At 43.1% G+C, this 12,629-nt stretch carries 9 protein-coding genes; 2 read left to right on the top strand and 7 right to left on the bottom strand.

The features are described 5' to 3' along the window. Positions 1–61: 61 nt before the first annotated feature. Positions 62–949: an Rpn family recombination-promoting nuclease/putative transposase gene (locus OGM16_02760; protein UYJ47215.1), complete on the bottom strand. Its 888-nt coding sequence runs from the start codon at positions 947–949 to the stop codon at positions 62–64. Between the two features lie 223 nt (positions 950–1,172). Between OGM16_02760 and OGM16_02765 the strand changes: the two genes are divergently transcribed. Next, positions 1,173–2,132 (top strand): glycosyltransferase, encoded by a 960-nt coding sequence (locus OGM16_02765; GenBank protein ID UYJ47216.1) that lies wholly within the window; start codon positions 1,173–1,175, stop codon positions 2,130–2,132. Between the two features lie 82 nt (positions 2,133–2,214). Then, complete coding sequence (locus OGM16_02770; protein UYJ47217.1) at positions 2,215–4,047, top strand: aminotransferase class I/II-fold pyridoxal phosphate-dependent enzyme; 1,833 nt, start codon at positions 2,215–2,217, stop codon at positions 4,045–4,047. 92 nt (positions 4,048–4,139) lie between these two features. On the opposite strand, the gene OGM16_02775 is transcribed toward OGM16_02770, so the two are convergent. The 6 genes from OGM16_02775 to OGM16_02800 form a co-directional block, all read right to left on the bottom strand. Continuing rightward, entirely contained in the window at positions 4,140–5,369 is a 1,230-nt protein-coding gene (locus OGM16_02775) for an ABC transporter permease (protein ID UYJ47218.1), read from the bottom strand. Continuing rightward, positions 5,362–7,227 (bottom strand): ABC transporter permease, encoded by a 1,866-nt coding sequence (locus OGM16_02780; GenBank protein UYJ47219.1) that lies wholly within the window; start codon positions 7,225–7,227, stop codon positions 5,362–5,364. The genes OGM16_02775 and OGM16_02780 overlap by 8 nt, the downstream gene beginning before the upstream one ends. Beyond that, positions 7,224–8,840 (bottom strand): sugar ABC transporter ATP-binding protein, encoded by a 1,617-nt coding sequence (locus tag OGM16_02785; GenBank protein ID UYJ47220.1) that lies wholly within the window; start codon positions 8,838–8,840, stop codon positions 7,224–7,226. The genes OGM16_02780 and OGM16_02785 overlap by 4 nt, the downstream gene beginning before the upstream one ends. 77 nt (positions 8,841–8,917) lie before the next feature. Further along, the gene (locus OGM16_02790; GenBank protein UYJ47221.1) at positions 8,918–10,153 is read right to left on the bottom strand and encodes a DUF3798 domain-containing protein; all 1,236 of its coding nucleotides are present in this window, start codon (positions 10,151–10,153) and stop codon (positions 8,918–8,920) included. Between the two features lie 446 nt (positions 10,154–10,599). Next, the gene (gene glf / locus OGM16_02795) at positions 10,600–11,703 is read right to left on the bottom strand and encodes a UDP-galactopyranose mutase (protein UYJ47222.1); all 1,104 of its coding nucleotides are present in this window, start codon (positions 11,701–11,703) and stop codon (positions 10,600–10,602) included. Positions 11,704–11,834: 131 nt separating this feature from the next. Beyond that, positions 11,835–12,620, bottom strand: a complete 786-nt coding sequence (locus OGM16_02800; protein ID UYJ47223.1) for a conjugal transfer protein TraX — start codon at positions 12,618–12,620, stop codon at positions 11,835–11,837. Positions 12,621–12,629 lie beyond the last annotated feature (9 nt).

The following is a 12,629-nucleotide window of genomic DNA, read 5'->3' on the forward strand; positions in this document are numbered from 1 at the left end:
AGGATATGAGCCGGACTTTGTTATTCATAGAATTTACGATCATCACTCTTTATTATGACCATCAAAATCCAAACTCCTGCAATAACTGTTTCAGATATACAGGATCTTTCAGTGCACGCTGCAGATCATCTGCACGCCCTGATGTCAGAAGACAAGAATATAATTTATTCAGTCTGACCGTAGCTTCTTCCTGGCCTTCTGCATGTCCTTCTGCACGGCCTTCTGCACGGCCTTCTGCCAGTCCTTCTTCCCAGGCTTCTTCCCGGATCTCATCTGCATGCTCCTGAACATACTCTTTCATATACTGCTCAAACATCATATAGCGTTCCCCCATTTTCCGGCTTCTTTTAATCTGACGCATGGAATTCTGAAGCTGTTTGACAAATATATCTTCATAATCAGCTTCGCTTCCAATCAGATCAGCCTTAACAAAATCAAGTAATGATGTCAGTTCCTTCGGTACTTCCTCTCGATTTTCTCCGTTTGTGTTAAGAAAAACGGTACAGACCCCGTCACCAAATACATTTCCTGTTTCTTCACAATATCTCCGGATAGTGTAACGGCATTTTTTCTGTCCCAGTGGATCAAAGTTACAAATAAAAATGACATATGTATCTGCCAGTTCTCCATAACTCTTCCCTTTTTCCAACATTTCCACATCCATCTGACTGTGGTAATAACGGCTGCGTTTTTCCAGACTGTCTTTTTTTACCAGCTGCATCTCAATGTCATAATGTGTCCTGTTTTCATCTTTTGCAAATACATCCATGCGAATGCTTTTGCATTCTGGATTAAAAAAGAAGCCATGCTCCGTACTGATCTCAACTCTTTCAATCCGGATCTCCAATACACGTTCCAGAAAACATCTGCAGTTTTCTGCATCCATCATAACAGCCGCAAACATAAAATCGTCATGAAATACCAGTTCTTCCAGTGTTTTTTTACTCATTTTTCTTCCTCCGTAATACAGAGGAATCCTATATTGGTAGATTATCACATTTCTTCTGTATATGCAACAAAATTCCCCCACCCAAATCATAGCTACGTAAATATAACACTAAAATTGAAACTGCCAAAGAGATTTTTTTGACTTTCCCAGATCAATTGCGTATACTATAAAATAACGGTGTTTTTCCATACCGTTATAACGAATATATCAAAGGAGCACACCCGTGAAATTCGCAGTTACCATCGTTACGTACAACCGGCTGGAATTATTAAAAGAATGCGTACAACAGGTTCTGTCGCAGACAGTTCCCTTTTCCTATATTTGTATAGTAGACAACAATAGTACAGACGGTACTTCAAAGTATCTGGACCAGCTGGTGGCTGAGACCCAAACAGCTTCCTCTGACAAAAATAAACCGGAATTTCATATTCTTCATCTTCCGGAAAATATCGGCGGAGCAGGCGGCTTTGCAAAAGGTATTGAGAATCTTGGAAAAACAGACTGTGACTGGATCCTGATCATTGATGATGATGCCATGATCGCAGCCGATTATATAGAACAGCTTCAGAAAGCCATCTTAAAGACAAATTATCTGGCATATTCCGGTACAGTAACCACTGCCGGATCCATTGACACCACCCACCGGCGTTTCATTAAATGTCCCCGGCTGATGCTTTATGGACCAGTACCGGAAGAAGCATATGCCAAAGCTTCTTTTGAATACGATATCAGCACCTTCTGCGGTCTGTTGGTAAAGGCTGACATGGTGCGAAGGATCGGCCTTCCAAAAACGGAATATTTTATCTGGTTTGATGATACAGAATACTGTCTGCGTTTCCATGATCAGTCACGTATCTTAAATGTGACCACAGCTGTTTTAAACCATAAAACAACACCTGCCAGTTCTGCCCCGGCCATCAGCTGGAAAAACTACTACGGCTTCCGCAATGCCATTGATATAGGAAAGACCTATTCCAAGAATCCCCGCCTGTACATGGCATATATCTGGCTGAACCACAAGGCTCACATTTTCTTAGATACCCTCGGACTTCTGTTTGGAGACCAGAAAGAAATGCGCCGTTACCGTATTAAAATTTACAAAGATGTACTGAAAAACCGCCATAAAACACCTGACGGGAAATCCCCGGATTACCTGCCTGGAAGTGAATACAAAATAATTTGATCTTAAAAAGATATTAATGTCCTCTCAGAGTCTTTCCTGCACTTGATTTTGTGAGAACATATTAATTATAAGGAGAAAACTCATGCAAGCAATCATCCTGGCTGCCGGAATGGGAAAACGTTTAAAGCAGCTGACACAGAATAATACAAAATGTATGGTAAAGGTAAACGGTGTTCCTCTGATCAACCGCACCTTAAGCCAGCTAGAACAGCATGACCTGTCCCGGATCGTTATTGTTACCGGTTATGAAGGTCAGAAGCTTCGGGAACATATTGAAAGTCTGCATATCAAAACACCTGTTGTCTTTATCGACAATCCGGTCTATGACCGCACTAACAATATCTACTCCCTTTTCCTGGCAAAAGACTATCTGTTAAAGGAAGATACTCTTCTTTTAGAGTCCGATATCATCTTTGAAGACTCTGTATTAAACAGCCTTACTGATGATCCAAGAGACAGTCTTGCCCTGGCTGCAAAATACGAGTCCTGGATGGATGGAACCTGTCTGGTCCTCTCTGATCAGGATGATATCGAAGCCATGATCCCAGGCAAAAAATTCCGTTTTTCCGATACAGAACATTATTACAAGACCGTAAATCTTTATAAATTCAGCCGTGAATTTTCCAGGACACACTACGTCCCTTTCCTGGAAGCTTATACAAAAGCACTGGGAAATAATGAATACTATGAACAGGTATTAAAGGGTCTGGTAACTTTAGATGATTCGGGCATCAAGGCAAAACGTCTGGATGAGAACCAGCGCTGGTATGAAATTGACGATATCCAGGATCTGAACATTGCTGAGTCCATTTTCGCACCGGAAAAGGAACGCACCCACCTGATCCAGAAGCGCTTCGGCGGCTACTGGCGTTATCCGAAAATGCTGGATTTCTGCTATCTGGTAAACAGTTATTATCCGCCTGAAAAAATGATGGATGAGATCAAACATAATTTTGACGTCCTTGCAAGACAGTATCCTTCCGGAATGGCTGTAAACTCTCTTCTGGCTGCCAGAAACTTCTCCCTGCGCCAGAACCAGATCGTTGTAGGAAATGGCGCTGCAGAGCTGATCAAAGCCCTTATGGAGCGTGTAAAGGGTAATCTTGGTGTGATCCGTCCTGCTTTTGAAGAATATGCAAACCGTTGTGACAAAGAAAAGGTCATTGCCTTCGTTCCCCAGACAGAAGATTTCTCCTATGATGAAAATGATGTAATGGACTTCTTTGAAGGTAAAAATCTTGACTGTCTGGTACTTGTCAATCCGGACAATCCTACCGGCAATTATATCTCCTGTAAGGGCATGTTAAAGCTGGCCCGCTGGACAAAAGAAAAAAACATCCGCTTCCTTGCAGATGAGTCCTTTGTAGATTTCTCAGAAGAAGCAGAACCTACCCTTTTGGTGGAAGAACTGTTAGATGAAAATCCACATATGATCGTGGTAAAAAGTATTTCCAAGTCTTATGGTATCCCCGGACTGCGTCTGGGAGTGGCTGCCAGCGGCGATACTGACCTGATCGGACAGCTAAAAAAAGATGTTGCCATCTGGAATATTAATTCCTTCGGTGAATTTTATATGCAGATCGAAGAGAAATACAGAAAAGACTATGACTCTGCTTTAGACAAACTCCGTGGAGAGCGAACCCGTTTTGCAGAAAAACTAAGTAAGCTCCCAGGTGTCCGCGTCTTCCCATCCCAGGCAAATTACCTGATGGTGGAACTGACAGGCAAGAGCATCAGCGCCACAGAGATAACAGAGCTTCTTTTGACCCGCTATAACCTGTTTATCAAAGACCTGTCCTCCAAGATTTCCAGAAACGGCCGCCAGTTTTTACGGATTGCCATCCGGAACGAGGCAGAAGATAATATACTGGTAAAAGCCCTTAAAGAAATTTTAGCTCAATGCTCTAAGCAGTAACAATATAAAACCTTTTTTAATGGACTGACAGTAAAAGACCGCCTGAACCTATTTCCCAGGCCAGACGGTCTTTTTATTGTATTTGCAACATATTAACTCTTTTTCTTTTTATAATCTCCCCATGCATACATAACCAGTGCCAGAGCGATAACTCCATAGGAAATAAATACACGGAAATACTCACCAATGGCAGCATCACCAAACAGGTTCTTTCCTGCAGATGGGGCTACGATGAAAAGTAAGTGGAACAGGATACAGCCAAGAAGCGCCTGTCCGTTAGTAGCCTTTTTAATGGATGCACCGCCTACCAGGATAGCTGCGCCTGCATAAAGACCAACCTGCTCATGGGCACCGTAAGTCTGGAAAGAGCCCATGTTCTGAACAAAGATCAGCTGTCCCCAGCCAGCCAGTACAGTAGAGATCACAATGGCTATCACACGAACCCGGTCTACATTGATTCCGGAAGCATTGGCAACCGTACGGTTCTGGCCAACGGCACGGAACTGCTGACCGATCTTTGTTTTCATCAGTGCATTGTTAAATATACAGAGCAATCCTACAACGAAGAAAGTGACCATTGGTACACTGACCATGGAAAATAGATTTTTCACAACTGGAAGCTGTACCATTGCAATTGCTCCCACGCAGATACCGGCATAAGTAAAAGCTTTTTTCTTCTCCATTTTCTTCATTGCAAACATTACTAACGCCCCCACTGCCATAATACCGCAGATAACGAGAACGGCTGTGCTGAAGGAAACACGCAGCAGGCCATCTAAAGCATATTTAAAACCACGGTCTGTAGAAAGATCGATGGTATTGGCAACACCGGTAGATCCCTTGATCACCAGTCCCGGTGCCTTTAACGGGATCAGATTGCCGAAAATAAACAAGAACAATAACTGATACAATCCATTTGCAAAGTAACCTAAGATCAGGCCTCCGATCATTTCCTGGCCTTTCATCTTGTTCATCAGTTTACCGATAAGATAACCAAAAAACGCTGCAATAGGCATGGTCATAAGCATGGCAACCAGGAATCCGGTTAGTCCGCTGATGCCCCATTCTATCACCCACAAAGCTGCGATCTGGGCTGCCATGGCACCAATGGTAATAGCAAAGTTGATACCCATACCGGCAACGATAGGAATAATAAGTGCCAGTACGATAAATGCATTTCGGCTTAAGCGGCCGAATAATTCATACATTACATAAGAAACTGTCTGTCCAGAGCAGATGAGTCCGATGATACATAATACCACGAACATGACTGTAACTGCATTTTTCTGCAGTATTTCACGAATATCTAATTTACTACGCACGAGACTCACCTCCTGACTTTGTAAGTGCGTACAGAATGATCCCGTTGGAGATCAGGATACGCAATGTTTCAGAAATAGTAGAACCAGGTACTAATACGTTTGCAACCGGCATTCCCAATGTTAAAACGCCCTGAAACAGAAACGTACCAATAAGAACATGGCTGATCTTGCACCTGCTTGTGGAAGCGCCGCCAATAAGGATAGCTGATGCTGCAATAAAACCCATCTGGCGGGGTGCTGTGTACAGCTGCATAAAACCGTAACTCTGGGAATATACCAGAATTCCCACTGCACCTAATACTGTTGAAAATACAGTACCTATAATACGCATTTTATCAACATTGATACCTACAGATTCTGCAAAGCGCGGGTTGTTTCCTACTGCCTGCATAGCCTGACCGGTACAGCTTCGTGAAAACATCCATACAACAAAGCAGCTAAATAACATAAACAAAAGCAGTCCTGTTGGAATGGTAAAATCACCGATCTGGAATGCCAGAAAATCATTTAAGATATGGCGAAAATTAGTCCCGTCCAGACCAATGGTATTTCTAAGGCCGGTTCCTAATGGCCAGCGAAGCTTTAATGACTTAAACGGAAGCACCAGCCATGCTATACACATTAAAGATACAATAGAAAAACCAACGTAAGTGGTAACAGACATTTCAGAGCCCTTTAAGCGGTTTAGCATAAGTGCATACAGATAACCGCACACAGCTGCCAGTGCTGAGCCTGAAACAATGGCAAAAAGGAAACCTCCCCATCCTGGAATTCCAAGTTCAATGGTAAGCAAGCCACCGATCAGGCCTGCAACCAGACCAATAGGAAGACCCAGGTTCAGGCTGATACCGCACTGGATACCAGGAACCATTGCCAGTACCATGATAGCATTCATACCCATTCGCACGATGGTATTGCTAAGAAGCGTGGAAAGAGATAAATCATACCATAAGGTCATAAAGCAAAGCAAAATAAAGAACACTCCAATGATCACTCTTGGAATACCCAGTTTATCAATAAGCCAGCTGTTAAATAATAACAGCACAGTCAGTACCAGAAGCGCAAAGCCTAAATAAACCAGGTCATCTCCATGGCGGATGAGCCGTCCTGCATTTGTCTCTTTGATATTGCTCTGTTTAACATAACGGTCATACTGGGAAGAAAAACTGTCACCAGACTGATAAAGAATGCCTTCTACAGTCTCTTCCAGTGTTTCTAAGGCTTCATCTGTCAGCACCGGATAGATTTTTTTCAGCTCAGCTCCTACATTTGCATACATAGCCTTTGCTTCTTCCTGTTTCTCAAGCATTTCAGGAGTTGCCTCAAAACCGGACATATCTACCACTACTTCTTCATCTTCCGGAATTTCCTCTCCTGCTGCCAGCATTTCTTCATGTTTCTTCTCTAAAGCTGCCTCTGCTTCTGCATAATGTGCCTCTTCATAAGCAGCACGGGCCTGGGCCTGGGCTTCCGCATAAGCCTTTACAGCCTCTGTATATACGTCAACGGCTGTCAAAAGACCTGTTGTATCAATACCGGACAGATCATTCTGGGCACCATTTTCATATTTTTCCCTTGTTTCTGTTTCTGCTTTTTCTACTGCTTCACGGATAGCCGCCATGCCGCCCCCGGATGCCTTGGCTGCTGCCTGGGCCTCCTGCTTTGCAATAGCCACATAGCTTTCTACCACACTATCACCGGTAGCATTAAGCAGTGTCTGGATACGCATAGTGCGAAGGATCTCCTGACCTGCCGTTCCGTTCTGTTTGGGCATATTTATAAATCCTAATACCATACAGAAGGCTGCTGCTGCTGCGCAAAGAATGGCAAGGAGTCTCTGGATCTTATTTTTCGTCATTCTTCTGTTCCCCCTTTCTCTGTATGTTCGGACGGTTTAATGCCGGACATAGCCAGACCATAATCTGCATCTGATGCCTGAGGAGACAAGATATCTACCAATTTGCCTTCAGAAACAATGGCAATACGGTCAGAAACACTCTTAAGCTCCTGAAGTTCTGAGGAAACTATGACAACGGTCATTCCCAGCTCTCTGTTTAAGCGTACCAGCGTCTCTAACACCAGCTTTTTTGCACCAATGTCAATACCACGGGTAGGTTCAGAAACAAAAAGGAATTTAGGGGACATGCACAGCGCCTTTGCAATACAAACCTTCTGCTGGTTGCCGCCGGATAATGTACCTGAATGCTGGGTTGGTCCAAAACAGCGGATATCCAGATTTTTTATGTACGCCTGGGCTGTTTCCCGGATCTTTTTGCTGTCGATCTGGGTAAATGGGCCAAATTTCTTCAAATACTCCCCTTTGATCTGCATAGCATTAAACACGATGTTATCTTCAATGGAACGGTCTAATAAAAGCCCCACGCCTTTACGGTCTTCTGAAACCATGGCAACGCCCGCCTGTAAAACAGACTTGGTATCTTTAAAGTTTAATTCCTGTCCAAACAGTTCTACTTTTCCATCTGCATCATAAAGGCCCATAATACCATTTGGGATACCCAGTTTTCCCTGGCCTGCCAGACCGCCGATACCAAAGATCTCTCCCTCGTAAATATCCACAGATAAGCCATTTACCTGCTCACCTGGCATATCTACATGGAGATCATGGATGCTCATAGCCACCTTTTCACCTGGAACAGGTCTTAGGGCTGCTTCTACCATAGCTTCCCCTTTTCGACCTACCATGAGCTCCGCGATCTCGCGGATGCTGGTCTTTGCAGTCTCTCTGGTGGCCGCTAACTTTCCGTCACGCAGGATCGTAATACTGTTGGAAGCTGCCATTACTTCATCCAGACGATGTGTGATAAAGATAATAGCGATACCGCTTTCAGAGATCTTCTTCATAACGGAAATAAGCTGGGCTGCCTCACTTTCCGTAAGAACAGCAGTAGGCTCATCAAATACCAGAAGCTTTACCCCTGTTTTATCGATTTCACGGGCGATCTCAATAAATTGCATATAGCCAACGGGCATTCCATGAACCAGGGTTTTTTCATCAAGATTCATTCCTACAGCATCCAGCGCTTTTCTTGCGTCAAAAGCCATTGCCTTCATATCCAGGCTTTCCAGGTTCTTTCCAAAAAGGCGGCTCACCGGATTAGGATTTGTGATCTCACGGTTTAATTTGATGTTTTCAGTAATTGTAAATCCTGGAAGGAGCATAAATTCCTGATGTACCATACCAATTCCCTTTTCCATAGCATCATAAGGAGAATAGATATGTGTTTCTTCTCCATCTAAAAGGACTTTTCCTTCAAAGCCCCCTGTGCTGTGGATGACTGGCATACCAAACAGTATATTCATCAAAGTGGATTTACCGGCTCCGTTTTCTCCTAAAAGTGCATGGATCTCACCTTTTTTCACGGAAAGAGACACGCCATTTAATACGGTATTTTCACCATAATGTTTGGTAATGTCTTTCATCTCAAGAACATACTCTTTTTCTATGTTCATTGAAATTCCCCCTTTCTGTAGCTGAAAAGGCCCACCCGAAATCAACAGGGTGAGCCTTTTCTCCGATTTCAAGTTTCTTATAAGTAATCATTAAAATCAACTGGAGCAAGCAGAATGGTATAGTAATTATCAAAAGTTTCACCTTCTGCATTGGTATAATTATTGATCTTTGCCCCTTCAACTTTAGAGTTAAACATCTCAACCAGCTTATCAGCATCATTGCGGTCTGTGATCTCGCCTGTGATATATCCCTTTGCATAATCAACACCAACTGCAATAATGGTCATAGCAACCGGGGATGCCCATGTAGAGTAACGTCCTACTGCGTCATGCTCCTTTAATTTAGCTGCAATCTGCTTTAATGCGTCTTCGTCATCACCGCCAATTGCAAGTTCCAGTCCTAACGTAGCCGGAAATGCGTGATATGGACTTGGGCAGCATGGCTGTGGATAATAAGCATTAGGCTCATCTAAGCAAGCGGTCTGTAAAGACGGCTGCATACCACAGTTAGTTGTGAAGAAAGCAACTTTCTTGCCTTCATATTTTTTCAGCTGCTGTGGAACATCTTCCAGAATGAACTGCTGGGAAGCAGAAACTCCAGCCTCTGCTGTCGGGTCCGGAGCAGTAACATCTACCATTTCAATGCCAAGTGCATCTGCGTTCTTCTTAAGAAGTTCGTGACGTGCTACGATCAGCTCCATTGCCATATGACGTGGGAAGGAATAATGAATAAATACATCAATGCCCCAGTCTGCACATTTTTCCATAATGGTATCGCCCTGTGCTGCTTCATCTGCATATAAAACAAGATCTGAAGCTGCGGAAATAACAGCCGGGTCTTCCTGTGGAGTACCTGCGATCAGAAGGATATCATCTCTTCCCATCTCACGGACCTTATCGAAACCAGCCTTTGCACCAGGCACTGCCTGACACATAACGATAGCTTTTACATCAGGATCAGATGCAAAAGATACGATCTGTGATACAGTGGTCTCCATCTCGGACATAAAGTTATCTGGATAAGTGGCTGTAACAATGTGCTCCGGTCCATATGCAGCTAATGCTTTTTCTGCTGCACGGAACTCTTCCTCGCCCTGGGAAACAGTACCTGTTAAAATTGCAACCTTCCAGTTATCACTGCCTTCTGCTTTCGCAGCCTCTGTTGCTTCTGTAACAGCTTCTGCTGCTGTAGTTCCTTCCGCTTTTTCAGTAGGTGCTGCTGTGGTAGCTGCGGTATTTCCACCACCACATCCTGCAAGACCAAATGCCATCGCTGCTGCTGTAACAAGAGCCATCATTTTTTTGATTTTCATACTTTGTCCTCCTTAATCATTGTTATGTTCTCGCGGATCCCCCTGCATGTTTCCAACATAATTTTACGCTGTTCTCATGTCCGGTGGCATACAAATATTTCTTTGTACGTCCACGGTCTACATGTGTGTGTAAGTGTAGCACACCCCTGTCAAAAATGCAAGTTTTTTTGTTGTTATTTTGTATTTTTTTACTGTTTTTTCTTTGTGATTACCCTAATTCTTATTCCTTAAAGCTGAAAATTATACAAAAAGCTTTCGACTTGTCACTTTTATATTCGTCATTTTACAACTTTTTTTGTGTTAAAGCAGCATTATAAAATATACATATGGAAATTTATGGAAATGATACTGATTTATAAATTAACTAAAAAGCTGCTGCAAAATGGTTATTTTCCATTTCGCAGCAGCCATCACCTTTTGATCCTGCATATACTTTATTGTAAATTTTATGCCCCAAAGATTTCTTTTGCCCGCACCATGGCAGAAGCAATCACTTTGTCCATGTCATAATATTTATACTCGCCTAAACGACCGCCGAAAATAACATTTTCTTCTTTTTCAGCCAGTTTGGCGTATTTCTGGTACAACGCCTGGTTCTTTTCATCATTGACCGGATAATATGGTTCCATGCCTTCCTGCCAGGTAACCGGATATTCCCTGGTAATAACAGTCTTTGGCTGGGTGCCAAATTCAAAGTGTTTGTGCTCGATGATACGGGTATATGAAGTTTCACGGTCCGTGTAATTCACGACAGCAACGCCCTGATAGTTCTCCTCATCCAGGATCTCAGACTCAAAACGCAGACTGCGGTATTCCAGTTTACCGAACTGATACTTATAATAAGCATCAATGGTTCCCGTATACACGATCTTTTCCCCTAAACTGTCGTAATAATCCTTCTTTTCCAGATAATCTACACCTGTTTCAATATCACAGCCCTCGAAGAGACGGTGGATGATCACATTGTAGCCACCGATCGGGATTCCCTGATATAAGTCATTAAAATAATTGTTGTCATAGGTATAACGCACAGGCAGTCTCTTAATGATAAAAGCCGGAAGCTCAGTACAGTCTCTTCCCCACTGCTTTTCCGTATATCCCTTTACCAGCTTTTCATAGATCTCGCGTCCTACCAGACTGATCGCCTGTTCTTCCAGATTCCTTGGCTCACCCGTAACCTCTTTTTTCTGATCCTCAATGATCGCCTTTGCCTGATCCGGTGTGGAAATATTCCACATCTTGCTAAAGGTATTCATATTAAACGGCATATTATACATTTCACCTTTGTAATTGGCAACCGGGCTGTTAGTATAACGGTTGAACTCTGCCAGAGAATTTACAAACTGCCATACTTCTTTATTACTTGTATGAAAAATGTGGGCACCGTATTTATGTACGTGGATGCCTTCTGTCTCCTCACAGTAAACATTTCCGCCAATATGATCTCTCTTTTCCACTACCAGACAGGACTTTCCATGCTGCTTTGCATACCAGGCAAAAACACCAGAATACAGGCCGCTTCCTACTAGTATATAATCGTATTTTTTCATTTTATGCCGCTCCTTTTCATTCATAAGTCTCAAAAAGCAAATATCTTGTTCTATTGTACCAAAAAAATGGTCTGCACACAATCAACAGATTTCTCTCCTGTGTACAGACCCTTATAAAAATGTCTTATGTACTATCGGGGAACTATACCCAAAGTAACGCTTCTGACCACCACCAGTATCATTAGATGCACTGGATAAAACCAGTAAAACAGGTATTTAAACCTCTGATTTCCACGTTTTCCATTATAAAACCAGATAGGTATTGCTGCCAGTGCCCCTATACCAAAGTTTAAATCCAGTGTCTCCAACCCGCCCAGTACAGCTGCCGACAGGCTGCGCCCTGCTCTGCTTGCGTGAAATTCGTAAAAGGCTGCAATGATAATGATCCCTATATAATCATAATCGGCCTGTATAAATACCGCTGCCATACAGCCTAAGGCTACCGCAAATATCTTTCCTGCCTCCACTGTCAGCAGTGTTTTTCCAAAAATCACGGCCTGTTCCATGCCCCACAAAACAGTAAGCCCTATGAGAAACTCAAAAAAAACATTCTGATAACCCAGATAAAACCAGCGATTGCTTGCAGCCAGATCAAAAGGGATTTCTGATATCAGGGCAAATAAAAGCATCTGAAATGTATAGCGTTTTCTGCTTCTTGTATGAAAAAATCCTTCTACCAGAAGGAAGCTGTACAGCAAAAAGGATGGCCGTCCAACCATACGCATCAGACGCTGAAAGGTATACAGCCACTGTCCATTGCCACTGTCCAGAAGCCTGCGAAAAGTCTCTGCCCCGCCCTGGTAATAGAGACCATATTCCATCACCACTGCCCCAATATGATCAATGAGCATGGTGATCATCGCGATCCATTTAAGTGCTGCACCGCTTAAGCCAAAGTTTCTTCCTGTATCTGCCAAAGCACTTTC

Source organism: Lachnospiraceae bacterium, from assembly GCA_025758065.1.
In the GTDB taxonomy this organism is placed as follows: Bacteria; Bacillota; Clostridia; order Lachnospirales; family Lachnospiraceae; genus Enterocloster.

Coding starts and splice junctions, on each gene's coding strand:
- glf (UYJ47222.1), bottom strand. CDS start 11,703: ATGAAAAAATACGATTATATACTAGTAGGAAGCGGCCTGTATTCTGGT.
- OGM16_02760 (UYJ47215.1), bottom strand. CDS start 949: ATGAGTAAAAAAACACTGGAAGAACTGGTATTTCATGACGATTTTATG.
- OGM16_02785 (UYJ47220.1), bottom strand. CDS start 8,840: ATGAACATAGAAAAAGAGTATGTTCTTGAGATGAAAGACATTACCAAA.
- OGM16_02790 (UYJ47221.1), bottom strand. CDS start 10,153: ATGAAAATCAAAAAAATGATGGCTCTTGTTACAGCAGCAGCGATGGCA.
- OGM16_02770 (UYJ47217.1), top strand. CDS start 2,215: ATGCAAGCAATCATCCTGGCTGCCGGAATGGGAAAACGTTTAAAGCAG.
- OGM16_02780 (UYJ47219.1), bottom strand. CDS start 7,227: ATGACGAAAAATAAGATCCAGAGACTCCTTGCCATTCTTTGCGCAGCA.